Genomic DNA, 24,952 nt, shown 5'->3' on the forward strand with positions numbered 1-24,952 from the left:
CGACGAGCAGGCAAGGCGGAGAGAAATGAGAGAGCGGAGTTTGCTGAAGCAAATGAGCATCTCGAGTTTTTCTCCAACGCCGCATGCGCAAGCGCAGCAGCGTCAAATCGATTTTTTAGCCAACCCGGTAGTTGGGCGCCTCTTTGGTGATCTGCACGTCATGGACGTGCGACTCAGCCATGCCGGCGCCGGTGATGCGCACGAACTCGGGCTTGGTGCGCATTTCCTCGACGGTCGCGCAACCGGTGTAGCCCATGGAGGCACGCAGGCCGCCCATCAGCTGGTGAACGATGGCACTCATCGCGCCCTTGTAGGGAACGCGGCCTTCGATACCTTCCGGCACCAGCTTCTCGGCGCCGGCCGAGGAGTCCTGGAAGTAGCGGTCGCTCGACCCTTGCGCCTGCGCCATGGCGCCCAGCGAACCCATACCACGGTAAGCCTTGTAGGAACGGCCCTGGAACAGTTCGACTTCGCCCGGGGCTTCTTCGGTACCGGCCAGCATGGAGCCGATCATCACGGCGGAAGCGCCAGCGACGATGGCCTTGGACAGGTCGCCGGAGAAGCGGATACCGCCATCAGCGATCAGCGGCACGCCGGTGCCAGCCAGCGCGGCGGCAACGTTGGCCACGGCGCTGATCTGCGGCACACCGACGCCTGCAACGATACGCGTGGTGCAGATCGAGCCCGGGCCGATACCGACCTTGACGCCATCAGCGCCAGCTTCGACCAGCGCCTTGGCGGCGGCGCCCGTGGCGATGTTGCCACCGATCACCTGGACTTCCGGGAAGTTCTCCTTGACCCAGCGTACGCGATCGATCACGCCTTTGGAGTGGCCGTGCGCGGTATCGACGATGATCACATCGACGCCGGCATTGACCAGAGCAGCCACACGGTCACCGGTGTCGGCGCCGGTGCCGACAGCAGCGCCAACGCGCAGACGACCTTGATCGTCCTTGCTCGCCAGCGGGTAGGCCTTGGCCTTCTCGATGTCCTTGACGGTCATCATGCCCTTGAGGGTGAAGGCGTCGTCGACGATCAGCACCTTCTCGATGCGGTGCTTGTGCAACAGCTCACGCACGGTTTCCTTGGCGGCGCCTTCCTTGACCGTGACCAGACGCTCTTTCGGCGTCATCACTTCACGCACTTTAGCGTCCAGACGATTCTCGAAACGTACGTCACGGGAGGTGACGATGCCCACCAGATCGCCGTTGGACAGCACAGGAACACCGGAGATGTTGTGCAGGCGGGTCAGCTCGAAGAGGTCACGCACGGTGGCATCAGCCTCGATGGTGATCGGGTCCTTGACCACGCCAGCCTCGAACTTCTTGACCTTGCGCACTTCGGCAGCCTGCTGCTCGATGGTCATGTTCTTGTGGATGATGCCGATGCCGCCTTCCTGGGCCATGGCGATGGCCAGGCGCGCTTCGGTGACGGTGTCCATGGCAGCGGACAGCAGCGGGATGTTCAGTTCGATGCCGCGGGTCAGGCGGGTCTTCAGGCTGACGTCCTTGGGCAGCACCTCGGAATAACCGGGGATGAGCAGGACGTCGTCGAAAGTGAGTGCTTCTTGGCTGATGCGCAGCATGGAGGGCTCCCGAGCGGGAAAATAAGAAGCGCGGCATTATACCCAGCGAGCTCATTTCACTCAATGCAAAGTGTGTCTCTAGGCAGCCATACCTCGAAACACATAAAATAATGATTCTCAAAAACCCTTGCACTTGAGTGCCAAATGAAATTCAACCGCTTTTCCTTGAGTGGCCAAGGCGCCGCCCTTCTCACTTTTTGCCTGCTTCCAGCCGGCCACCTGCTGGCCCAGGAGCTGGAGCTGCCCAGCCAGGAAGTCATCGCGGCGCCCGTGGCTGACGAGAATGGCTACCAGGCCAAGCGCGCCAGTACGGCGAGCAAATCTTCAGTGGCACTCAAGGATGAAGCCCAGTCGGTACAGGTGGTAACGCCACAGACCATCGAGGACTTTCAGGTCAGATCGCTGGATGATGCGATGAAGTTTGTCAGTGGCATGACCCAGAGCAACACCCTGGCTGGCACGCAGGATGGCTTCGTCAAACGCGGTTTTGGTGGTAACGCCGATGGCTCCATCCTGCGCGACGGCATTCGATCCAGCCTGTCGCGCAATTTCAGCGCCACCACCGAGCGCGTGGAAGTGCTCAAAGGGCCGGCCTCGCTGCTATATGGCGCGCTGGAGCCGGGCGGCCTGATCAACGTCATCAGCAAGAAACCACAGTATCAGTGGAATACGCGACTGAACGCAGACAGCTCCAGCTTCGGCGGTGGCAGCCTGACAGTCGACGTTACCGGCCCCATTGCCGACAGCGGCCTGGCCTTCCGTCTTGTTGCCGAGCGCCAGCACGAAGACTACTGGCGCAATTTCGGCGAGGAAGAACACAGTTTGATCGCCCCCTCACTTAGCTGGGAAGGCGAACGCCTGCGCCTGAACATCGCCTACGAATACAAGGAATACAGCACTCCGGTGGATCGTGGCACGGTGATCATCAACGGCAAGCCGGCCAAGGTGTCATACAACGACCGCTTCGGTGAAAGCTGGTCGAAGGCCGAGGGCATCGACGAACTGCTCACCGCCACCGCCGAATATCAGCTGAGCGACGACTGGTCAACCCGCGTCACTTATGGCTGGAACAACGAGCGCTACGACTATGCCGAAGCTCGCCCCAACGCGCTGAATGCCACTACAGGCGCGCTCAGCCGCCGCTCTGACGGTAGCGAGCATGACAACCAGACCCAGTACCTGGCCTGGGACTGGATCGGCAACGCCAACCTGTTTAGCCAGCGGCATGATCTGCTGATAGGCGCCGACACAGAGCGCGTCGACAATTTCCGTGGCGATACCTGGCGCGGCCCAGCGGTGGGTGGCTTCAACATCTACAACCCGATATACGGCAATCTCGCGGCGCCTTCGTTACTTAACCCGGCGCAAAGTGATCGCAGCGACGAGCTGCACTCACGTTCGATCTACGCGAAGGACAACTGGCACCTGAACGACCAGTGGATCGTGGTGCTAGGTGGTCGCTACCAGCGTTTCGAGCAACTCGTGGAACAAGGCCGCGGCGCTACCTATACCCGCACCACCGACCGTACCGATACCACCTTCCTACCCTTCGGTGGCCTGGTATTCCAGCTGAACGACCAGATGGCGTTCTATGGCAACTACAGCCGCTCCTTCGTGCCCAATGCCTCGGATACCAATACTGGCCAAGCATTCGATCCCGAAGAAGGCCGCAGCTACGAGCTGGGGGTGAAACTCGATCTGCCTCAAGGCATCGGCGCCAGCCTGGCGCTGTTCGATATCGAGAAGGAAAACGTCGTGGTCACCAACAACTCCGTATCGGAAGCAGCAGGCAAGGTCGGTTCTCGCGGCGTGGAACTGGATATCACCGGCCGCCTCAGCGAGCGCTGGGAGCTGCTCGGCAGCTACGCCTACACCGATACGGAAATCCTCGATGACCCGAGCAACGAAGGCAACGAGCTGGTCAACGCCGCACGCAATGTCGGCAGTCTCTACCTCGTCCATCACCTGCATCTACCTCAGGAGCTGGGTCAGTGGAAGCTGGGTGGTGGCGCCCGCTACGTCGGCGAGCGTGCTGGCGACAACGCCAACACATTCTGGCTGGATAGCTACACCGTGGCCGATGCCTTCGTCACTTGGGACAGCCAATTGCTTGGAGAGAAGACGCGCCTGCAACTGAACGTACGTAACCTGTTCAACGAGCGCTACTACCCCTCCAGCGGCGGCAATCTACGCGTTGCCGTGGGCGAACCGCGCGAGCTGCGCCTGTCGGCCAGTGTCGAGTTCTAAAAAGCCTTTGTAGGAGCGGCTTCAGCCGCGAAGGGATTCGAGAACATCGCGGCTAAAGCCCCTCCCACAATCGGCTGAAAACCGCTCAAGCCGGATCGTCCACTCGCACCTGGCTCACCGCAAAGCCCAGGCGTTCGCCGAATTCTTCGACGAACGCCGGGCGCAGGCCGGCTTCAGCCCAGCCGTTGAAGATGAAGCCCAGGTTGGAAAAGCCGCACGGCTGCAGGAACAGGAAACCGTTGATGTCATCTTCATGCCCGCATTCCGGGCAGGTGAAGTTGTCGGTCTCCCCTGGCCACCACACCTCCAGGCTGTCGAACAGCGGCACGCCCACTTCCTTGCGGCATTCGGCGCAGCCCGCCTCTTCGAGAAAGCTGCGCGTCGGTACATAGATGCAGCGGTGGGTAATGATCTCCAGACCATTATGCGCCTGGCCATAAGGCAGCAAATCGGGACGCTGGGCGATACGCCGCGCGCCTGGTCCGATGGCGTAGGCCATACCGTTGCCACCCTGGCCGCAGGTGGTAGGCAATGCCTCGACGATTTCCCGTTTGACCAGCCAGCGCAGCATGGCCTGGGCCTTTTGCTCGTGAGCGGGAAGCGTGGATATCTGCGGGACGAGGATCAGTTGCGCGGTCATGGTGTTCGAACGGCTGGCAAGGAAAGGGCGGCAGCTTAGGCGCTACCGCCGGCAAATCAAGCCCCGCGACAGATCACAGCAGCCTGCTGCGCTTCACGACGGGCCACCCAGCGAGCACGCAACACGTCGTAGATCCAGTTGAACGCCATGGTGTACGGCAGGAAGAACAGGATCAGCACGATGTCCAGGAGCAGCGCCTCGAGCAGACCGATCGACAGCCACCAGGCGGCCAGCGGCACCAGCACGATGATCAAGCCCACCTCGAACAGCAGCGCATGGCTGACCCGCGCTCGAAAACCGCGCTCGAAGCCCAGTCGATTCTGTGCGCGGTCGAAGAGGTAGTTGAACAGCATATTCCACAACATCGCCACAGTGGAGAACATCAGAGTCAGCACACCCAGGTGCAGCAGCGGTTTATCCATGAACCAGGCCATGGCCGGCGCGCAGATAAGCACGGCAATACCTTCGAAGGCCAGGGCGTGACCGATGCGCTCACGCAGGGAGCGCGGCAGGGGCTGAGTCATGAAGCGAACCTCGTGATAAGTGACGACGAGCGCTATGATCATCGGAATATCAGCCAACCCAAAGGCAGCTGCCATCGGCAAAACCGATATGAATATTTCCCCTGAATCGCTGCAAGCCTTCGCTCAGGCCGCCAACTGCGGCTCGCTCAGCGCTGCGGCGCGCCGCCTGGGCAAGAGCCAGTCGACTATCAGCGAGGCCGTTGCACGCCTGGAAATCGACCTGGGCGTGACGCTATTCGAGCGCGGCCCACGCACATTGCAACTGACCGAAGCCGGGGCCAGCCTGCTGGCCCACGCTGAAGAGGTGCTCTGTGCCAGCGACCGCCTGGCGCGACACGCGGCCGGTTTGGCCAGAGGCCAGGAACCGCGCCTGACCCTGGCGTTGTCCGACGCATACCAGCCAAAGCAGTACGAGGTGCGCCTGCAGGAGCTGGACCAGCGCTTCCCCGATTTGCAGTTCGAGAGCCTGATCGCCGAACAGGCCGATGTGCTCGACCTGGTCACCCAGGGCCGTGCGCAATTGGGGCTGCTAGGCGCGCAACCGAGCTACCCGCCGCATATCGCCCACGCCCGCCTGGAAATGAGCAGCGAGTTCGGCCTGTTCGTGGCCAAGGATCATCCGCTGAGCAGACTGGCCCAGGTACGCCAGGACGACTTGTCGCGCTGGCGCTTGCTGCGCCTGAGCAGCGTCGCCCATGACGATGCCAATACCGATGACCTGCCCGGCAGCGGCGGACGTTGCTGGGCCGCGCCGGACTACCTGATGCTGCTGGAAATGGCGCGCCTGGGCTTCGGCTGGGCCGAACTGCCACGACAACTGGTCGATGCCTACGGCTTTGGTGGCCTGCATGAACTGCCCTGCAGCGGCTGGCCGCGGCGGGTCACAGTGGACGCCATCTGGCCGCGCCAGCGCGAGCTCGGTCCGGTCGCAGCCTGGTTGCTCGAGCGTCTGCTGCAGGACCCCTGATGAAGGTCGCACCTGCGGGCCTCTCGGCTTATCATGCCGCCCCATGATCAATGATCCCTTTGCTCGCCTGAACCTCGACCGCGAGGTGCTCAGCGTCAGCCAGCTCAACAATCGCGCCCGCCTGCTGCTGGAGGACGTGTTCGCCGGCATCTGGGTCGAGGGGGAAATCTCCAACCTCGCCCGACCGGCCTCCGGCCACATCTACTTCACCCTGAAGGACAGCCAGGCGCAGGTGCGTTGCGCGCTGTTCCGACAGAACGCTGCGCGCGTGCGCCAGGCGCTGCGCGACGGACTGGCGGTGAAGGTACGCGGCAAGGTCTCGCTGTTCGAGGGGCGCGGCGACTACCAGCTGATTCTCGACGCCGTCGAGCCGGCCGGTGACGGCGCCCTGCGCTTAGCTTTCGAGGCGCTGAAGGAAAAGCTCGGCGCCGAAGGGCTGTTCTCTACCGAACGCAAGATCGCCCTGCCCGCGCACCCCAAGCGCATCGGCATCGGCAGCTCACCGACCGGCGCGGTGATCCGCGACATCATCAGCGTGTTTCGCCGCCGCGCGCCGCAGGTGGAGTTGAACCTGATCCCCACTGCCGTGCAGGGCCGCGAAGCCACCGCGCAGATCGTGCGCGCCCTGCAACGCGCCGATGCGCAGGGTTTCGATGCGCTGATCCTGGCCCGCGGCGGTGGCTCGCTGGAAGACCTCTGGTGCTTCAACGAAGAAGCCGTGGCCCGCGCCGTGGCTGCGTGCGTTACGCCCATCGTCAGCGCCGTGGGCCACGAAACGGACGTTTCCATCGCCGACTTCGTCGCTGACGTGCGCGCGCCAACCCCGTCGGCCGCCGCCGAACTGCTGGCCCCGGACAGCAGTGAGCTGGTGCAGCGCCTGCACAATCTGCAACGACGCTTGGTGCTGCATATGCAGGGCCGTCTGGCCCGCGAACGTCTGCGTCTGGAAGGTGTGAGCAGACGCCTGCGTCACCCCGGCGAGCGCCTGCGCCAGCAAGCCCAGCGCCTGGATGACCTGGACATGCGCCTGCGCCGTGCCTTCAACCAGCAACTGGCCAATCAGCGCGAACGCCTGGCCCGTCTCGACGCGCGCCTCGCCGCCCAGCATCCAGGCCGCAACCTGGCACTGCTGCGCCAGCGCCTGGATGGCCTGGCCACGCGCCTGCCACGCGCGATGCAAGGCCAGCTACGCAGCCAGCGTCAGCAACTGGGCGCACTGGCCGCGCAACTGCAGATCGTCAGCCCCCTGGCTACCCTCGGTCGTGGCTACAGCATCCTCCTCGACGAACGCGGTCATGCCGTGCGCAGCGCCGCGCAAACCCACCCGGGCCAACGCCTCAAGGCGCGCCTGAGCGAAGGCGAACTGGACGTGCGCGTCGAAGACAACCACATACAACCGGCGACCTTGTCGCTCTTGGATTGAGAACCGATGTACAGCCTTACCCGCACGCAATTGTTCGCCGGCCTGCTGGCTCTGTGCCTTACCCTGCCCGCCCACGCCGAGGGTTTTATCACTCGCCTGCTGAACAAGCCGGTGCCGGGCGGTGTGGCGGTGGTCGATCTGGGCAACCCAGCGCAGGCACCCAAAGTGCGCTATCAGGGTAAGCCGGTGCTGACCGTTCACGAAGATGGCCAACGCTGGATCGCCGTTGTCGGCATCCCGCTCAGCGTCAAGCCAGGGACTCAACAGGTCGAGGTCGAGGGCGGTGGCCGCTTGACGTTCCAGGTCGGCGCCAAGCACTACGCCGAGCAGCGCATCACCATCAAGAACCAGCAGCAGGTCACCCCCAACGCCGCCAACCTGAAACGCATCGAGCGCGAGCTGGCCGAGCAGACCCGTGCCTACCAGCAGTTCAGCGCGCGCCAGCCGAGCAACCTGATGTTCGACAAACCGGTCAACGGCCCGCTGTCCAGCCCGTTCGGCCTGCGCCGCTTCTTCAACGGCGAGGAGCGCAACCCGCATTCGGGGCTGGACTTCGCCGCCAACCGCGGCACGCCGATCAAGGCCCCGGCTGCCGGCAAGGTGATCCTCATCGGCGATTATTTCTTCAATGGCAAAACGGTATTCCTCGACCACGGCCAGGGGTTGATCAGCATGTTCTGCCACCTGTCCGAGATCGACGTGAAGCTAGGCGACGAAATCGCCCGAGGCGGCCATGTGGGTAAGGTCGGCGCCACCGGACGCGCCACCGGCCCGCATCTGCATTGGAACGTCAGCCTCAACGATGCGCGGGTTGATCCAGCGATCTTCATTGGTGCGTTCAAGCCCTGAACCGACGCAGCGTGCAACACCTGCCGTTTGGGTTAACGACACATTTTTGCTAGGGTACGGCGGCTCAGATGGCCGGCCGTGTAGCGTCGGCCTTTCCTCCTGCCTGCTTCGGAGCCGGAAATGCCGAATGAGCTCACTACCTGGATGGACTGGCTGAACACTCAGCCGGAACTGCTCACCCTCACCGCGACCCTCGTCCTAATCGTCGCCGCCTGGCTGTCGAACTGGGTGGTCAAACGTATTCTGGTCCGCGCCATCTACCGCCTGGTCGGGGCGACCGCCCTGGGCCGCCATGGCCAGATCAAGGAAAGCGGTATCATCAAGCGCCTGTCCAACATCGTGCCGGCACTGGTGCTGTCCAGCGGCGTGGTCTTGGTACCCGGCATGCCCGCTGCTGTGGTGGAAGTGACACGCAACGTCTGTGGCGCCTTCGTGGTGCTGACCATCGCCATGGCCATCGGCGCCCTGCTGGATATTCTCAACACCCTCTACCAGCGCCGCCCGAATGCGCACCTGAAGCCGATCAAGGGCTATCTGCAGGTGATCAAGATTGCCATCTTCGCCATCGCCGCGATCCTGATGGTGGCTGCCCTGATCGACCGCTCTCCGCTGATTCTGCTGTCCGGTCTCGGGGCCATGGCTGCGGTGCTGATGTTGATCTTCCAGGACACTCTGCTATCGCTGGTGGCCAGCGTGCAGATCTCCTCCAGCGACATCGTACGCGTCGGCGACTGGGTGGAAATGCCGCAGCTCAACGCCGACGGCGATGTGATCGACATCGCCCTGCACACGGTCAAGGTGCAGAACTGGGACAAGACCATCACCACCATCCCGACCAAGCGCTTCATTACAGACCCGTTCAAGAACTGGCGTGGCATGCAGGAATCCGGCGGACGTCGGATCAAGCGCGCGCTGTTTCTGGATCAGACCAGCGTTCACTTCCTCAGCGACGAAGAAATCGCACGGCTACGCCGCTTCATGCTCCTCGACGAATACCTCGACCGCAAGGATCAGGAGCTGCAGGACTGGAACACCAGGCTGGCCGAACACGGCAAGGAGGCGGTGAACACCCGCCGTATCACCAACATCGGCAGCTTCCGCGCCTACGTCGAGCACTACCTGCGGCATAACCCGAATATCCACCAGAACATGACGTTGTTGGTTCGTCAGCTCAGCCCGACTGCCGATGGCCTGCCGCTGGAAATCTACTGTTTCACCAATACCATCGCCTGGAATGCCTACGAAGGCATCCAGTCGGACATCTTCGACCACCTGCTGGCGATCCTCCCCGAGTTCGGCCTGCGCGTGTTCCAGCACCCGAGCGGTGCGGACATGCGCGAATTGCGGCCCACCATCGCCGAGCAGCCAAGGGCAGCGCAATAAAACGCTAGTGGTGCGTCCCAGAACGACGTATTACATAACCCTGCCCCAAATCGGCCGGAGCTTGCCATGATCACCCTGCATCACCTGAACAACTCGCGCTCGCAACGCATTCTTTGGATGCTCGAAGAGATAGGTATCGACTATCAGGTCAAGCATTACCAGCGCGACCCGCAGACCATGCTCGCCCCTGCCGAGTTGCGCCAGGTGCATCCTCTGGGCAAGTCGCCGTTGATCACCGATGGCGAACTGACCCTTGCCGAATCCGGCGCCATCATCGAATACCTGGCCGAGCGCTATGGCGATTGGTTGCTGCCTGCCGCTGGCAGCGCGGAACGCCTGCGCTGCCGCTACTGGCTGCATTACGCCGAAGGCTCGGCGATGCCGCCACTGCTGCTCAAGCTGGTGTTCGACAAGCTGCGCAGCTCGCCGATGCCGTTCTTCATCAAGCCAATCGCCCGAGGTATCGCGAACAAGGTCAGTCAGGCGTTCATCTCGCCGCAGTTGAAGCTGCATTTCGACTACCTGGAGGGCCAACTGAGCGAGCACGACTGGTTCGCAGGCGATGCGTTCAGCGCTGCCGATATTCAGCTCAGTTTCCCGCTTGAAGCAGCTGCCGCCCGTGGCGTACTCAACAACCACCCGCGCCTGAGCGATTTCCTGCAACGCATCCATGCCAGGTCAGCCTATCGCCGTGCTTTGGAAAAAGGCGGCGCCTACGACTACGCCGACTGACGACGGATCATCGAGGGACGGGGGCGAGCCTGTGCACGCCCCCTGGAAACACGATTCGCCGAAAACATCACTTTCAAAGCAATAAAATCCGCCAACAAAAGCTATCCAGCAATAAATCGGCGTTTTTTAAGCAAGCATTGCCATATCCACCTGCTATGGATAGGGTGCCCACATGAAAAACATCTTTCTCGTCCGCCAGCTCGCATGCCTGCGACTGGTCAGCCCGCGACTGCGAAGCCCCGCCTGAAACCCCGTTTCATGGCCGCCCGGCCTCGTGTTCGATTTCCATTTCGCAGGACCCTCTCATGACCATGCTCAAAGACCCGTCGAAGAAGTACCGCCCGTTTACTCAGATCCAGATTCCGGACCGCACCTGGCCGGACAAGATCATCGACAAGGCGCCGATCTGGCTGTCCACCGACCTGCGCGACGGCAATCAGTCGCTGATCGAGCCGATGGATGCCGAGAAGAAGATGCGCTTCTTCAAATGTCTGCTGGCAGTAGGTTTGAAGGAAATCGAAGTGGGCTTCCCGTCCGCCTCGCAGACCGACTTCGACTTCGTCCGCGAGCTGATCGAAGGCGGCCACATTCCGGACGACGTGACCATTCAGGTGCTGACCCAGGCCCGTGACGACCTCATCGAGCGCACCTTCGAGTCGCTGAAAGGCGCCAAGAAGGCCATCGTCCACTACTACAACGCCTGCGCACCGAGCTTCCGCAAGATCGTCTTCAACCAGGACAAGGCCGGCGTCAAAGCCATCGCCGTGGCTGCTGGCACCACCATCAAGCGCCTGGCCGATGCCGCGCCTGAAACCCAGTGGGGCTTCGAGTATTCGCCGGAGGTGTTCAGCAGCACCGAGATCGATTTCGCCGTCGAGGTGTGCAACGCGGTGATCGGCGTGTTCCAGCCAACCCCGGCGAACAAGCTGATCCTCAACCTGCCCGCCACCATCGAGTGCGCCACACCGAACAACTACGCCGACCAGATCGAGTGGTTCGGTCGTCACGTCGACCGCCGCGACAGCGTGCTGATCAGCGTACACACCCACAATGACCGTGGCACCGGCGTCGCGGCCTCGGAGCTGGCTGTCATGGCCGGCGCCGACCGCGTCGAAGGTTGCCTTTTCGGCAATGGCGAGCGCACCGGCAACGTCTGCCTGGTGACCCTGGCGCTGAACCTCTACACCCAGGGCGTGAACCCCGAACTGGACTTCTCCGACATCGACGCCGTGCGCAAGGTGGTCGAGGACTGCAACCAGATTCCGGTGCACCCACGCCACCCGTACGTCGGCGACCTGGTGCACACCGCCTTCTCCGGCTCGCACCAGGACGCCATCCGCAAGGGCTTCGCCCAGCAGAAGGACGATGCCCTGTGGGAAGTGCCGTACCTGCCTATCGATCCGGCCGACATCGGCCGTGACTACGAGGCGGTGATTCGTGTGAACAGCCAGTCCGGCAAAGGCGGCATCACCTTCCTGCTCGAGCAGGAATACGGCATCAGCCTGCCGCGTCGCATGCAGATCGAGTTCAGCCAGGTGGTGCAGCGTGAAACCGACCGCCTCGGCCTGGAAATGACTGCCGCACAGATCTACCAATTGCTCGAGACCGAGTACCTGCAAGCGCGCAGCCCCTACGCCCTGAAAGGCCATCGCCTGCAGGAAGAAAACGGCACCAGCGCGGTGGATGTGGAAGTCATCGAAGGGAGTGAGAACCACCATTGGCGTGGCATCGGTAAAGGCCCGCTGGAAGCGCTGGCTGCCGCGCTGCCGGTCGCCGTTGAAGTCATGGACTACAGCGAGCACGCCATCGGTGCCGGCACCAACGCCAAGGCGGCTGCCTACATCGAACTGCGCGTCAATGGCGGTCGTGCCCTGCACGGCATCGGCATCGACGAGAACCTCACCACGGCCAGCTTCCGCGCCCTGTTCAGCGCCCTGAACCGCGCCCTGAGCCAGGCCGAGTCGCAAGCGGCCTGAGCCTTCAGCGCCACTCACAAAAACGCCGGGCAATGCCCGGCGTTTTTGTATGCGTAACCCGGATGAAATCCGGGAACTTGACACTCAAATATCGAAAATCATCAGCACCGCGAACATCAGTGCGGCCAGGCCAATGGTGAACATCAGGCCAATACCTGCCGCCCGCCAGTTGGAGAGGTACGCGCCACCCGCCTCGGTATGCTGCTTGAGATCGGCCTCGAGCAGATTCTTGGCCAGCATGATCATCGCCATCAGCTGCGCGATGGCGAAAGGCAGCGCGGGCACCTCCTCGGGCAACACGAAAGCCAAGACCAATGTGACGATCAGAAGCACGACGGAAATGCCCCAGACCATCGCTACTCGATCCGCTTTCCCTAGTAATTGCAGGTTATGCGCCAGCAGCCACGCGCCTGCCAGTGGCGTGCCGATGAAGGTCGCCAGACCGACGCCAGCGATGCTGTAGAGCGGTGACTGAGTGGTGATGCTCTGCTGCAGATCGGCCTGCGGCGTCTGGAAGGGATTGCTCTGTTGCACGTCCATGTCATGTAGCTCCTTGTTCAGTTGAATGTGAAAGCGTCCGCGTCCAGGTGCGCCGGGAAGCGCTCGCGATAGGTACTCAGAGCCTCTTGCGACAGCCGAGTACGGAACACACCATCGCCCTCGCCTGCCATCAGCAGCGCCTCGCCCTGGAAATCCAGCACCTGAGAATCGCCAGTATAACCGTGGCCCTTGCCGTCCTCGCCAACGCGGTTCACAGCCGCGACATAGCACAGGTTCTCGATGGCTCGCGCCGGCAGCAGGCGGTTCCAGTGCTGACGACGCGCGCCCGGCCAGTTGGCGGTATACAGCAGCAGGTCGGTACCGCCGGCGTCACGGCTCCAGACGGGGAAGCGCAGGTCGTAGCAGATCAACGGGCGCACGCGCCAGCCCTTGAGGTCGAACACCACCTGCTGATCGCCAGCGCTGTAATGCTTGTGCTCACCGGCCATGCGGAACAGGTGGCGTTTGTCGTAATACGCGAAAGAGCCATCCGGGCGCGCCCAAAGCAGGCGATTACGGTAGCTGCCGTCAGCGGCCTGAATGATCAGACTGCCGCAGATCACCGCGCCGATACGCTGCGCCTGCTCGCGTAGCCAGATGCTGCTGGGTCCATCCTCAGGCTCAGCCAATTCGGCCGACTCCATGGAAAAACCGGTGGTGAACATCTCCGGCAGGATCACCAGATCAGCGCCACGCGCCTGCTCCAGCAAGGCCTGGAAATGTTCACGGTTGGCGGCCGGATCGTGCCAGATTAGGGTGGTCTGGATCAGCGCCAGTTCGAGATCGGGTTTGTTGCTCACTTGTAGGCCTCGCTCACCGTAGGGCGGGTGAAACCCGCCAACACCTCAGAGGCGGGTTACACCCGCCCTACCCCTCATACCGCGCTGAGCTTCTCCGCCGCCTGGCGCAGGGTTTCCTCGCGCTTGGCGAAGCAGAAACGCACCAGGCGCATACCCTGAGGCGCCGACTGATAGAACACCGATACCGGAATCGCCGCCACACCATGCTCGCGGGTCAGCCATTCAGCCATGGCCACGTCGTCCAAATCAGGGCGAATCGCCGAATAGTCGGCCAGTTGGAAATAGGTGCCCGGCGCGCGGGTGAAGGTGAAACGCGAGCCGGCCAGAAGGTCGCAGAACAGGTCGCGCTTGGCCTGGTAGAAGGCCGGCAGTTCTTCGACATGTTCAGGGTGTGCGGCCATGAAGTCAGCCAGAGCGAACTGCAACGGCGTCACGCCACAAAAGTTGACGTATTGGTGGATCTTGCGCAGCTCGGCGGTCAGCACGGGCGGCGCCACCACATAGCCAGTCTTCCAGCCGGTGACGTGATAGGTCTTGCCGAAGGAGCTGACCACGAAGGCGCGCTGATACAGCTCGTCTTGGGCCAGCACGCTGGCATGCCGCCGGCCGTCATAGATCAGATGCTCGTATACCTCGTCGCTGATCACATGAATATTGCGCCCACGAATCAGCTCTGCCAGCTTGTCCAGGTCGGCACCAGTCAGCAGCGCACCGCTCGGGTTGTGCGGGGAGTTGAGGAAGATCAGTCGAGTGCGAGGCGTGATCGCATCGGCCAGACGCTGCCAATCGACAGCGAAGTCCGGCAATGCCAACGGCACATGCACGCAACGCCCACCGGCCAACTCCACCGACGGCTCGTAACTGTCGTAGCAAGGGTCAAGCACGATGGCTTCATCCCCTGGATGAATCAGCGCCTGCACCGCGCAGAAGATCGCCTCCGTGGCCCCCGGCGTGATGGTGATCTCGCTATCGGCATCGCGCTGCACGCCGTAGCTGCGGGCGAGCTTGGCCGCCACCTGCTGGCGTAGCGCGGGCAAGCCGGTCATTGGCGAATACTGATTGCGCCCTTCCATGACGTGACGCGCCACGGCCTCACGCAGTGCCTGCGGCCCATCGAAGTCGGGAAAGCCCTGAGACAGGTTGATCGCGCCAACGTCGGCAGCGAGCTGGGACATGCGCGTGAAGATGGTGGTGCCGACGTTGGGCAGTTTGCTGGCGAGCATCGCGACTTCCTGGAAGAACAAGGCAAGCCGCGAGGATAGCCGAAGGGCGCAGCAGGCGGCACCTGCTGTGCTTATGAAAAACAGTTGGAAGCTTCCGTGCGCGCCGGACGATCGCCGGCGCACACCCTGGCGCAAAGCTTACTAGCGCTTGTCCTTGCGCTTCTTCTCGGCCTTCTTGTGGTGGCTCATCAGCCGGCGCTTTTTGTTCACCTGGCGATCCGTGAGCTTGTTCTTGTTGCCCTCGTAGGGGTTCTCGCCGCCCTTGTACTCGATGCGAATGGGCGTACCGACCAGTTTCAGCACACGGCGGAAGGTGTTTTCCAGATAACGGGAGTAGGCACGCGGTACGGCGTCGACCTGGTTACCGTGGATCACGATCAGCGGCGGGTTGGCACCGCCCAGGTGGGCATAGCGCAGCTTGATGCGGCGACCGTTGACCAGAGGCGGCGCGTGGTCGCTGACGGCATCTTCGAGAATCTGCGTCAGGCGGCTGGTCGGCCAGCGGGTTATCGCCGACTTGAACGAGGCCTGAACCGACTTGTACAGATGGCCCACGCCAGTGCCGTGCAGGGCGGAAATGAAGTGGATATCGGCGAAGTCGACGAAGAACAGCCGGCGCTCCAGCTCGGTCTTCACATAATCCTTCTGGCCCTGGTCCATACCGTCCCACTTGTTCAGGGCGATGACCAGGGCGCGGCCGCTTTCCAGCACGAAGCCGAGCAGGTTGAGGTCGTGATCGACCACGCCTTCGCGGGCGTCCATGACGAACACCACGACGTTGGAGTCCTGAATGGCCTGCAGCGTCTTGACCACGGAGAATTTCTCCACAGCCTCGAAGATCTTGCCGCGCCGACGCACACCGGCGGTATCGATCAGGGTGTACTTCTCGTCGTCGCGCTCGAACGGAATGTAGATGCTGTCACGCGTGGTCCCCGCCTGGTCATAGACGATGACCCGCTCTTCGCCGAGCATGCGGTTGACCAGGGTGGACTTGCCGACGTTGGGGCGACCGATGATGGCCAGCTTGATGCCGTCCTTCTCGCTCGGGCCGGGAATGCGCTTGGCCTCCTGGCCTTCCAGCACTTCCTCCTCTTCGGCCCCCTCCTCCGGCTCGCCGGCGTCCTTGGGGAACGCGCCGAGCACCACTTCCAGCATCTGGGTGATGCCGCGGCCGTGAGCACCGGCAATCGCCAGTGGCTCGCCCAGGCCCATGGGGCTGAACTCGGCGCGAGCCAGGTCGACATCGAGGTTGTCGACCTTGTTCACCACCAGGAAGCTCTGTTTGTTACGACGGCGCAGGTGCTCGCCGATCATCTGGTCGGAGGCAGTCATGCCAGCGCGCGCGTCCACCAGGAACAGCACGGCATCGGCCTCTTCGATGGCCTGCAGCGACTGCTCGGCCATCTTCGCGTCGATGCCTTCCTCGTCACCGGAAATACCACCGGTGTCGATCACGATATAGGTGCGCCCCTGCCACTTCGCCTCGCCATACTGGCGGTCGCGGGTCAGACCGGACAGGTCGCCGACGATAGCGTCGCGGCTGCGGGTCAGGCGGTTGAAGAGCGTGGACTTGCCGACATTCGGCCGGCCCACCAGGGCAATTACGGGAACCATCAGGCTCTCCACTCGGTTAATTCAGAAAATGCAAAGGCCGCTGCAGGGGCAGCGGCCAAGGTGTTTCATGCCGTCGGGTTACCGGCAGCATAGCGTGTTACTTGATGGTCAGCGCCACCAACTTGCCGCTGTTACCGTAGACATACAACCAGTCACCCACCACCAACGGCTGGGCACGCAGGCCGTCGCTGTCGATGCGGGTACGGCCGACGAAGCGACCATCGACCTGGCTCAGCAGGTGCAGATAGCCTTCGAAGTCACCCACGGCGACATAGCTGGAGAATACTGCGGGGCCCGACAACTGGCGACGCGCCATCGAATCGTTGCTCCACAGGGCCGAAGCGCTGCGCTCGTCGATACCTTCGACGGTGCCGTTGGCCATGCTGACATAGACGTTACCGAAACCTTGAGCGACGCCAACCGAGCTGGATGCCTCGCGCTGCCAGAGTACGCGACCGGACTCCAGATCCATGGCCGCGACACGGCCCTGGTAGCTCACCGCGTAGACGGTGCCGCCGGAAAGCAGCAGTCCGCCGTCGATGTCGACAACACGCTCCAGTTCGGAACGACCCTGCGGGATGGCGATACGCTGCTCCCAAACCGGCAGACCGCGCTGGGCGTCGACCGCAATTACCTTGCCGCTGGACAGACCGGCGACCACCAGGCGGTTGGTCACCAGCGGTGCGCCAGTGCCGCGCAGGGTCAGTACGGCCGGGGTGTTCTCGACGATCCAGCGCTGGCTGCCGGTGCTGGCATCGAAGGCAATCAGACGGTCGTCCTGCGTCTGCACGACAACGATATCGCCATTGCTAGCCGGCGCAGCCAGCACTTCGCTGGTCACGCGCGAGCGCCACTGCTCTTCACCGTCACTGGAATCGAGCGCGATCACTTCACCCTTGAGGGTACCCAACAGTACCTGGCCGTAGCCGACACCGATGGCGCCGGATACCGGGATTTCAAGCTTCTTGCGCCAGATGACCTTGCCGCTGGTGCGGTCCATGGCCATGACCAGACCTTCGACATCAGCGGCGTAGATCACATCACCGTCGATGGCCGGCACCAGCATGTTGAAGGTATCGCCCTGACCATCACCAACGGAGCGGCTCCACTCGGTACGCAGCTCGACTTCGGCGTCGAACTTGGTCAGTTCGGCGGGCGGCAGTTCCTTCTTGCTATTGCTGCTGCAACCCACGGCCAGAACGGCCAGAGCCAGCAGTGCGGCATTCTTCCAACGCATCACGTCACGCATCCTCTTTTGCCAGGTCGTCCAGCTTCATCTGCAGACCGCCAACAGCGGCGTCTTCGGCCAGCGCATCCTTGGCCTTCTGATAGGCGGCGTGCGCGTCATCGCTGCGACCCAGCTGTACCAGCAGATCGCCCTTGAGTTCTTCACGGCTGGCGAGGAAAGCGTCCTCGACCTTGGCATCGAGCAGCTTCAGCGCATCGTCAGTCTTGTCCTGGGCTGCCAGAACACGGGCCAGACGCTGACGCGCCAGCTCACCGAGCGTGGCGTCGGCCGGCTTGTCGAGCACGCGCTGCAGCGCGGCAGCGGCATCGTCGAGACGGTCGGCTTCGACGGCGACCTTGGCGACGAACAGGTTGCCGTACTGGGCGTAATGGCTACCGCCAAATTCGCTGTCGAGCTTACCGGCCAGGTCGGCAACTTTCGCGGCATCGGGTTTGCCGGCTGGGTCCAACGCGGTCTCCAGCAATTGCTGATAGAGCACGGAGGCGCCTTGCGCCTGATTGTCCTGATACTTCTGCCAGCCCTGCCAGCCGAATACAGCTACCAGCGCCAATACGCCGCCGGCCAGCAAAGGCTTGCCGTTACGATCCCACCAGTCCTTCATTTGTGCGATCTGTTCGTCTTCGGTCTGCATGTCTAACCCCGTACTCCTAATCGAGAGCCTGCTCAGGCCTGCTGGCAGGCAGCCAGATGCTCAGCCAGAGCATCCCAGGCAACACTTTGTTGTTCACTGTCGTCGCGCAGCGGTTTGCAACCTACCACGCGCCCAGCCAATTCGTCGTCCCCCAGAATCAGCGCATAGCGTGCGCCGCTCTTGTCGGCCTTCTTGAACTGGCTCTTGAAACTGCCACCACCTGAGTTGAGCAACAGGCGCAGACCCGGCAATTCGTCGCGCAGACGCTCGGCCAGCGTCAGTGCAGCCAGCTCCGCCGCTTCGCCAAAGGCACAGACGTAAACATCGGCGGCGCGGTTGAGATCGGCCGGTAGCAACTGCAGGGTTTCCAGCAACAGCACCAGACGCTCGACACCCATGGCAAAGCCGACGCCTGGCGTGGCCTTGCCACCCAACATGGAAACCAGGCCGTCATAACGACCACCGGCGCACACGGTGCCCTGGGCTCCGAGCTTGTCGGTGACCCACTCGAACACGGTGCGATTGTAGTAATCCAGACCGCGCACCAGTTTGTGATTGATCTGGTAGCGAATGCCGGCCGCATCCAGGCGTGCCTTGACGCCCTCGAAGTGCAGGCGCGACTCCTCATCGAGGTAATCGCCCAAGGTCGGTGCGCCTACCAGCGCGGCCTGAGTCGCTTCGTTCTTGCTGTCGAGGATACGCAGCGGATTGGTAGTCAGGCGACGCTGGCTGTCTTCATCGAGCTGATCGAAACGCTCCTGCAAGTAGGCTACCAGTGCGTCGCGATAAGCCGCTCGCGCCTCACTGGAGCCCAGGCTGTTGAGCTGCAGGGTCACGGCATCAGACAAACCGAGCTTTTTCCACAAACGCCAGGTAAGCACGATCAGCTCGGCATCGACGTCCGGCCCCGGCAGGTTGAAGGCTTCCACGCCGACCTGATGGAACTGGCGATAGCGACCTTTCTGCGGCTTCTCGTAGCGGAACATGGGGCCGGCGTACCACAGTTTCTGCACCTGACCGCCGCCAGACATCCCATGCTCGAGAACCGCACGCACGCAACCGGCAGTACCTTCGGGACGCAGGGTCAGGGATTCTTCGTTGCGATCAAGGAAGGTGTACATCTCCTTGTCGACCACGTCGGTGCCTTCACCGATACCGCGAGCGAACAGCTCGGTGTACTCGACGATGGGCAGGCGGATTTCCTTGTATCCGTAGCCATCGAGCAGGCTAACCAGGGTACTTTCCAGGTAGCGCCAGGCAGGCGTCTGCTCCGGCAGGATGTCGTTCATGCCACGAATGGCTTGCAGGGACTTGCTCAAGTGTATTCCTTACGCACGGATCAGCCGCGCACGATCACGGCTGCATCGGCGGCGACCTTTTCGGCCGCCTTGTTGCGGATGAGCTTTTCCAGCTCGTCCACCAGGTTTTCGTTGGTCAGCTTCGAGGCGGGCTTGCCGTCGATATAGACCAGGTTGTTCGGGCTACCACCGGTGAGGCCAATATGCGCCTCCTTGGCTTCGCCGGGGCCATTGACCACGCAGCCGATCACGGCCACGTCCAGCGGTACCAGCAGGTCCTCGACACGCGTTTCCAGCTCGTTCATGGTCTTGACCACATCGAAGTTCTGCCGCGAACAGCTCGGACAGGCGATGAAGTTGATACCGCGGGAACGCAAACGCAGGGATTTGAGGATGTCGAAACCGACCTTGATCTCTTCCACCGGATCGGCGGCCAGAGAGATACGGATGGTATCGCCAATGCCGTCGGCCAGCAGCATGCCCAGGCCGACTGCCGACTTGACCGTGCCGGAGCGCAGGCCGCCCGCTTCGGTGATACCCAGGTGCAGCGGCTGCTCGATCTGCTTGGCCAGCAGACGATAGGCTTCTACAGCCATGAAGACGTCGGAGGCCTTCACACTGACCTTGAAGTCGGGAAAGTTCAGGCGATCTAGGTGTTCGACATGACGCAGCGCCGACTCCACCAGAGCTTCCGGGGTCGGCTCGCCATATTTCTTCTGCAGATCCTTTTCCAGTGAACCGGCATTGACGCCGATGCGAATCGGAATGCCCTTGTCACGGGCAGCCTCGACCACCGCCCTGACGCGATCCTCGCGACCGATGTTACCCGGGTTGATCCGTAGGCAATCGACGCCCAACTCGGCCACGCGAAGGGCGATCTGGTAATCGAAGTGGATGTCGGCCACCAGCGGAACACGCACCTGCTGCTTGATGCGACCGAAGGCCTCGGCAGCATCCATGTCTGGCACGGAAACGCGCACGATGTCAGCGCCGGCATCTTCCAGGCGACGGATCTGCGCCACGGTAGCGGCCACATCGTTGGTATCGGTATTGGTCATGCTCTGCACGGCGATCGGCGCATCGCCGCCCACCGGTACCGAGCCAACCCAGATCTTGCGCGACAGTCGGCGCTTGATCGGCGATTCGCAATGCATGCTTTACAACCCCAGTTTCAGACGCGCGGTTTCGCCGGTCATATGCGGCGCAACCTCCACGCTTTGGCCGTTGTAGGTCACCTGGGCGCCACGGGCAAAGCCCAGGCGCAGCTCCATCGGTGCTTTGCCAGTTAGTTCGATGCTTTCTCCACTGCGTTTGAGCGCGCTGAGCAGGACCTTGCCATCGGCATCGGTCACTTGTGTCCAGCAATCAGCAGTGAACTGCACATTAAGCGCACCCTGCCCGGCTGGAACGGCAACGGGGGCGGCAGGCTCCGTGGCAGGCGCTGTTGTATTGGCAGCAGCTGCTGGCTCATTCGCCACGGCGGTTGCCGGAGTTTCTGGCGCGCTTTCCGGCGCAACATCTGAAGCTGCTGGCTGTTCTGCGACCGAGGACTCTTCCGGTGCCTCGCCCGGCTCGATCGGCAACAGCAAAGGGCTGCCCTGCTCGTTGCCCTGAGCATCGACTACCGCCTGGTCTTCCGGCTCGGCAAGCGAATGCACCTGGGTGGTACCGTCGGCCCCTTCGACTTCTACATGTTCCAGGCCCAGGTCAGCCAGGCTGGCACCTGGGCGCCCCTGATCCTGCCACCAGACAAAACCGCCGCCGATCAACGCCAGCAACAACAGGAAACTCACCAGGCGCAGGATGCTCTGCGAATAACGCACAGGCTCTTCGATACGACCAAGGGCATGCACACTGCTGCCGGTGGCATCGGTACCGGTGAACTGATCGAACTCCATCACCAGTCGGTTCTGGTCCATTTCGAGCAGCTTGGCGTAGGCACGGATATAGCCACGCGCAAAGGTGGTGCCCGGCAGCTTGTCGAAAGCGCCGGCTTCGATCTGGGCCAGACGTTGTGGCGTCAGGTTAAGCTGAGCTGCCACTTCGGCAGAGCTCCAGCCCTTGATTTCCCTAGCCTGGCGCAGGCTTTCACCTGGATTTGTCGGCGTCGGCTGGGCCACTTCGCTATGTGCCGTTTTCATCGTTGCCCCGAAACAAATTGCTGATATTCCTGAGAGGCCGGATACAGACGACGCAGCTGCAAGCCAAGACTGGCAGCACGGTCACGGTCTTCAAACACTTCGGCTAGACGTGCACCAAGCAACAGGCTACGCGCGTTCTGTGGCGCTATTTCGCTGTAGCTGTCGTAGTAACGACGCGCCGGCACATACTCCTTGTCCCCGTAGGACAGCAGAGCCATTTCCAGCAATGCCCGTGGCTGACGGCTACTGAGGCGCAGGGAACGTTGGAAATACTCTTTGGCCTGCTCACGCTGGCCTAGCTGCAGAGCAGTCATGCCCAGATTCTCGAATACCCACGAGCGCTCTGGATAGAGATTGTCCTCAGCAGCTTTGAGATAGGCGCTCATGGCGTCTGGATAACGCTTCTGCTCGAACAGAAAACCGCCATAGTTGTTTAGCAGACGGGCGTCTTTCGGACGCTGGGACAGCGCTTTGCGAAAATGCTCATCGGCCAGCTTCGGCTCCATTTCCAGCTGGAACGCCATGGCCAGCGCAGCATGTGCATCTGCATTGGAGGAGTCCAGATCGAGCGCGTTCTTCAGCGGCACCTTGGCGCGCTGGGTATCACCCTGCTGGATATAGGCAATCCCCAGTTGTACATATGCATCACGTGCCTTCTCACGTCCTTCAGCCGTACGCATAGGGTCGACATCACCCGTGGTCACACAACCGGCAAGCAGGCTGACAACGAGCAATAACAGCGTAGGGCGCAAGGTCATAGGCATCCTCTCTTCAATTTCGATTGGCGGCAGTGCGAGGCTCTTGCGCCTCGTTGCCCAGCTGACGCACGGCGATGTAACGCTCACTGCGCCGAGTACGGTCCATGACCTGGCCAACCAACTGGCCGCAGGCCGCATCGATATCGTCACCACGCGTCGTGCGCACCGTGACGTTATGACCAGCCTTGTGCAACAGGTCCTGGAAGCGGCGAATGGCGTTATTGCTCGGCCGCTCGTACCCCGAGAAGGGGAAGGGATTAAACGGAATCAGGTTGATCTTGCAAGGTACATCGGCCAGAAGTGCGATCATCTGCTCAGCGTGCTCAGGCTTATCGTTGACGCCTTTGAGCAGGGTGTACTCGATGGTCAGCACGCGCTTCTCGCCTAGTTTGGAGACGTAGCGCTTGCACGCTGACAGAAGCATCTCCAGCGGGTACTTCTTGTTGATCGGTACCAGCTGATTACGCAGTTCGTCGTTGGGCGCGTGCAACGACAGCGCCAGAGACACGTCGATGACTTCGGCCAGCTTGTCGATCATCGGCACCACGCCGGAGGTGGACAGGGTCACCTTGCGCTTGGAGATGCCGTAGCCGAGGTCATCCATCATGATCTGCATGGCAGAGACGACGTTGTCGAAGTTCAGCAGCGGCTCGCCCATGCCCATCATCACCACGTTGGTGATGGCACGATCAATCTTCGCCGGAACGCTGCCGAAGGATTTGTTGGCGATCCATACCTGGCCGATGATCTCGGCGCTGGTCAGGTCGCTATTGAAGCCTTGCTTGCCGGTGGAGCAGAAGCTGCAATCCAGGGCACAACCGGCCTGGGACGAAACACAAAGCGTGCCGCGACCGTTCTGCGGGATATAAACGGTTTCCACACAGCTACCCGACGCCACACGCACCACCCACTTGCGCGTGCCATCGGCAGAAATATTTTCGCTGACCACTTCCGGGCCGCGAATCTCGGCAGAGGCCTCGAGCTTCTCGCGCAAGGCCTTGCCGACATTGGTCATGGCGGCGAAATCATCGACGCCAAAGTGGTGAATCCACTTCATTACCTGGCCGGCACGGAAGCGCTTCTCGCCGATGGACTCGAAGAACTGTTCCATTTCCGGCTGGGTCAGGCCCAGCAGGTTGATCTTCCCGGTGGTATTGGTCATGGCTTCACCCTCGCATCATTCGCCAATCAGCGAATGCGCGCGCACTGCTCGGTAGCGGAGAAGAAGTAAGCGATCTCGCGAGCAGCGGAGGCTTCGGAATCCGAACCGTGAACAGCGTTTTCGTCGATGGAAACGGCGAAGTCAGCACGGATGGTGCCGGCAGCTGCTTCTTTCGGGTTGGTGGCACCCATCAGTTCACGGTTCTTGGCAACGGCGTTTTCGCCTTCCAGAACCTGAACGATGACCGGACCGGAAGTCATGAAAGCAACCAGATCCTTGAAGAAGCCACGCTCGCTGTGCTCAGCGTAGAAACCAGCGGCTTCGCGCTCGGACAGTTGCACCATCTTCGAAGCAACAACGCGCAGGCCGGCTTTTTCGAAACGGGTGGTGATCTCACCGATGACGTTCTTGGCAACGGCGTCAGGCTTGATGATGGAGAAAGTACGTTGAACAGCCATGTGAAGCTCCAGAAACTTTAGGGTTAAAGCGAAAAATTAAACCCGCGAATTATACGCGGGTTCCGGTTAAAAGCGTAGGGCGGGCGCCGTAAGCGCCTGTTTCAATCGAGTTCTTCGATCCAGGCCGCCTGTATCGCCTCAAGCACCTTCTCTCCCCCGCGTTGCGGGTCATCGGAGAACTGCGGCAAGGACACGACCCAACGGTGCAGATCGACGAAGTTCACGTAGCGCGGATCGACATCCGGCTTCTGCTCGCTCAGCTCGATGGCAATGTCCAGTACATCGGCCCATTTCAGACTCATGATCATGCTTCCTGCTTAACGTGAAAGTCGCGTAGCGACAACTTCCTCTGGGCCCTTCTCCCTTTGGGAGAAGGTGGCGCGAAGCGCCGGATGAGGGAGCTGCCTGTCAGTGCGGCGCTTCGGCTGCGTGGTTAAGCGAATATTTGGGAATCTCGACGGTGATATCTTCCTCACCAACGATAGCCTGACAGGCCAGGCGCGACTGAGCCTCGAGCCCCCAGGCCTTGTCCAGATAATCCTCTTCCAACTCATCCGCCTCGTTCAGCGAATCGAAACCTTCGCGCACGATGCAGTGACAGGTGGTGCAGGCACACACACCGCCGCAAGCGCTTTCCATCTCGATATGGTGCTCGTGCGCCAGCTCGAGGATGGAAACTCCAGGCTCAGCCTCTACCACCAGACCATCCGGGCAGAATCGCTCGTGAGGCAGAAAAATTACCTGCGGCATCA

The 24,952-nt window shown here is 61.9% G+C and carries 24 protein-coding genes; 7 read left to right on the forward strand and 17 right to left on the reverse strand.

The window, feature by feature from the left end; all coding sequences use genetic code 11:
* Positions 1-115 precede the first annotated feature (115 nt).
* Complete coding sequence (gene guaB, locus EGJ86_RS15720; RefSeq protein WP_106734671.1) at positions 116-1,585, reverse strand: IMP dehydrogenase; 1,470 nt, start codon at positions 1,583-1,585, stop codon at positions 116-118.
* 144 nt (positions 1,586-1,729) lie between these two features.
* Between guaB and EGJ86_RS15725 the strand changes: the two genes are divergently transcribed.
* Complete coding sequence (locus tag EGJ86_RS15725) at positions 1,730-3,832, forward strand: TonB-dependent siderophore receptor (RefSeq protein WP_125835760.1); 2,103 nt, start codon at positions 1,730-1,732, stop codon at positions 3,830-3,832.
* Between the two features lie 85 nt (positions 3,833-3,917).
* Here the strand turns inward: EGJ86_RS15725 and EGJ86_RS15730 are convergent, their stop codons facing one another.
* Together EGJ86_RS15730 and EGJ86_RS15735 are read right to left on the reverse strand one after the other, a co-directional pair.
* A complete protein-coding gene (locus EGJ86_RS15730; protein ID WP_090336124.1) occupies positions 3,918-4,472 on the reverse strand; it encodes a sugar ABC transporter ATPase in 555 nt (184 codons plus the stop codon).
* A gap of 56 nt (positions 4,473-4,528) precedes the next feature.
* Positions 4,529-4,996 carry a multidrug/biocide efflux PACE transporter gene (locus EGJ86_RS15735; RefSeq protein WP_125835761.1) on the reverse strand — a complete coding sequence of 156 codons (468 nt, stop codon included), beginning with the start codon at positions 4,994-4,996 and terminating at the stop codon, positions 4,529-4,531.
* Between the two features lie 88 nt (positions 4,997-5,084).
* On the opposite strand from EGJ86_RS15735, the gene EGJ86_RS15740 reads away from it, so the two are divergent.
* The 6 genes from EGJ86_RS15740 to leuA all read left to right on the forward strand — a co-directional run bounded on the left by EGJ86_RS15740 (position 5,085) and on the right by leuA (position 12,326).
* A complete protein-coding gene (locus tag EGJ86_RS15740; RefSeq protein ID WP_177432856.1) occupies positions 5,085-5,963 on the forward strand; it encodes a LysR family transcriptional regulator in 879 nt (292 codons plus the stop codon).
* Between the two features lie 43 nt (positions 5,964-6,006).
* Positions 6,007-7,386: an exodeoxyribonuclease VII large subunit gene (xseA, locus tag EGJ86_RS15745; RefSeq protein ID WP_125835763.1), complete on the forward strand. Its 1,380-nt coding sequence runs from the start codon at positions 6,007-6,009 to the stop codon at positions 7,384-7,386.
* A 6-nt stretch (positions 7,387-7,392) separates the two neighbouring features.
* Positions 7,393-8,235: a peptidoglycan DD-metalloendopeptidase family protein gene (locus tag EGJ86_RS15750; protein ID WP_125835764.1), complete on the forward strand. Its 843-nt coding sequence runs from the start codon at positions 7,393-7,395 to the stop codon at positions 8,233-8,235.
* A 120-nt stretch (positions 8,236-8,355) separates the two neighbouring features.
* Positions 8,356-9,618, forward strand: a complete 1,263-nt coding sequence (locus EGJ86_RS15755; RefSeq protein ID WP_125835765.1) for a mechanosensitive ion channel family protein — start codon at positions 8,356-8,358, stop codon at positions 9,616-9,618.
* Between the two features lie 66 nt (positions 9,619-9,684).
* Positions 9,685-10,350 (forward strand): glutathione S-transferase family protein, encoded by a 666-nt coding sequence (locus EGJ86_RS15760; protein WP_125835766.1) that lies wholly within the window; start codon positions 9,685-9,687, stop codon positions 10,348-10,350.
* 305 nt (positions 10,351-10,655) lie between these two features.
* Positions 10,656-12,326 (forward strand): 2-isopropylmalate synthase, encoded by a 1,671-nt coding sequence (gene leuA, locus EGJ86_RS15765; RefSeq protein WP_125835767.1) that lies wholly within the window; start codon positions 10,656-10,658, stop codon positions 12,324-12,326.
* An 84-nt stretch (positions 12,327-12,410) separates the two neighbouring features.
* On the opposite strand, the gene EGJ86_RS15770 is transcribed toward leuA, so the two are convergent.
* The 14 genes from EGJ86_RS15770 to fdx form a co-directional block, all read right to left on the reverse strand.
* Positions 12,411-12,866 carry a hypothetical protein gene (locus EGJ86_RS15770; RefSeq protein ID WP_125835768.1) on the reverse strand — a complete coding sequence of 152 codons (456 nt, stop codon included), beginning with the start codon at positions 12,864-12,866 and terminating at the stop codon, positions 12,411-12,413.
* A gap of 17 nt (positions 12,867-12,883) precedes the next feature.
* On the reverse strand, positions 12,884-13,666 hold the full coding sequence (locus EGJ86_RS15775) for an amidohydrolase (protein ID WP_125835769.1): 783 nt from the start codon (positions 13,664-13,666) through the stop codon (positions 12,884-12,886).
* 74 nt (positions 13,667-13,740) lie between these two features.
* The gene (locus EGJ86_RS15780) at positions 13,741-14,889 is read right to left on the reverse strand and encodes a pyridoxal phosphate-dependent aminotransferase (protein ID WP_125835770.1); all 1,149 of its coding nucleotides are present in this window, start codon (positions 14,887-14,889) and stop codon (positions 13,741-13,743) included.
* Positions 14,890-15,030: 141 nt separating this feature from the next.
* Positions 15,031-16,503 (reverse strand): ribosome biogenesis GTPase Der, encoded by a 1,473-nt coding sequence (gene der, locus EGJ86_RS15785; RefSeq protein WP_090336109.1) that lies wholly within the window; start codon positions 16,501-16,503, stop codon positions 15,031-15,033.
* A 97-nt stretch (positions 16,504-16,600) separates the two neighbouring features.
* Positions 16,601-17,752, reverse strand: coding sequence for an outer membrane protein assembly factor BamB (gene bamB / locus EGJ86_RS15790; RefSeq protein WP_106734657.1), 1,152 nt, complete (start codon positions 17,750-17,752; stop codon positions 16,601-16,603).
* Positions 17,745-18,383: a tetratricopeptide repeat protein gene (locus EGJ86_RS15795; RefSeq protein ID WP_125835771.1), complete on the reverse strand. Its 639-nt coding sequence runs from the start codon at positions 18,381-18,383 to the stop codon at positions 17,745-17,747. The genes bamB and EGJ86_RS15795 overlap by 8 nt, the downstream gene beginning before the upstream one ends.
* Before the next feature lie 32 nt (positions 18,384-18,415).
* Positions 18,416-19,702 carry a histidine--tRNA ligase gene (hisS, locus tag EGJ86_RS15800; RefSeq protein ID WP_125835772.1) on the reverse strand — a complete coding sequence of 429 codons (1,287 nt, stop codon included), beginning with the start codon at positions 19,700-19,702 and terminating at the stop codon, positions 18,416-18,418.
* A 20-nt stretch (positions 19,703-19,722) separates the two neighbouring features.
* Complete coding sequence (gene ispG, locus EGJ86_RS15805; protein WP_125835773.1) at positions 19,723-20,835, reverse strand: flavodoxin-dependent (E)-4-hydroxy-3-methylbut-2-enyl-diphosphate synthase; 1,113 nt, start codon at positions 20,833-20,835, stop codon at positions 19,723-19,725.
* A 3-nt stretch (positions 20,836-20,838) separates the two neighbouring features.
* Complete coding sequence (locus EGJ86_RS15810) at positions 20,839-21,822, reverse strand: RodZ family helix-turn-helix domain-containing protein (protein ID WP_125835774.1); 984 nt, start codon at positions 21,820-21,822, stop codon at positions 20,839-20,841.
* A complete protein-coding gene (gene pilW, locus EGJ86_RS15815; RefSeq protein ID WP_125835775.1) occupies positions 21,819-22,580 on the reverse strand; it encodes a type IV pilus biogenesis/stability protein PilW in 762 nt (253 codons plus the stop codon). Before pilW ends, EGJ86_RS15810 begins: the two co-directional genes overlap by 4 nt.
* A 13-nt stretch (positions 22,581-22,593) precedes the next feature.
* Positions 22,594-23,742 (reverse strand): 23S rRNA (adenine(2503)-C(2))-methyltransferase RlmN, encoded by a 1,149-nt coding sequence (gene rlmN / locus EGJ86_RS15820; RefSeq protein ID WP_125835776.1) that lies wholly within the window; start codon positions 23,740-23,742, stop codon positions 22,594-22,596.
* Between the two features lie 26 nt (positions 23,743-23,768).
* A complete protein-coding gene (gene ndk, locus EGJ86_RS15825; protein ID WP_003459696.1) occupies positions 23,769-24,200 on the reverse strand; it encodes a nucleoside-diphosphate kinase in 432 nt (143 codons plus the stop codon).
* 101 nt (positions 24,201-24,301) lie between these two features.
* Positions 24,302-24,502 (reverse strand): Fe-S cluster assembly protein IscX, encoded by a 201-nt coding sequence (gene iscX / locus EGJ86_RS15830; RefSeq protein ID WP_037001993.1) that lies wholly within the window; start codon positions 24,500-24,502, stop codon positions 24,302-24,304.
* A 106-nt stretch (positions 24,503-24,608) separates the two neighbouring features.
* On the reverse strand, positions 24,609-24,950 hold the full coding sequence (gene fdx / locus EGJ86_RS15835; RefSeq protein ID WP_090336096.1) for an ISC system 2Fe-2S type ferredoxin: 342 nt from the start codon (positions 24,948-24,950) through the stop codon (positions 24,609-24,611).
* Positions 24,951-24,952 lie beyond the last annotated feature (2 nt).

It is taken from the genome of Pseudomonas sp. o96-267, assembly GCF_003935465.1.
Classification (GTDB): domain Bacteria; phylum Pseudomonadota; class Gammaproteobacteria; order Pseudomonadales; family Pseudomonadaceae; genus Aquipseudomonas; species Aquipseudomonas sediminis.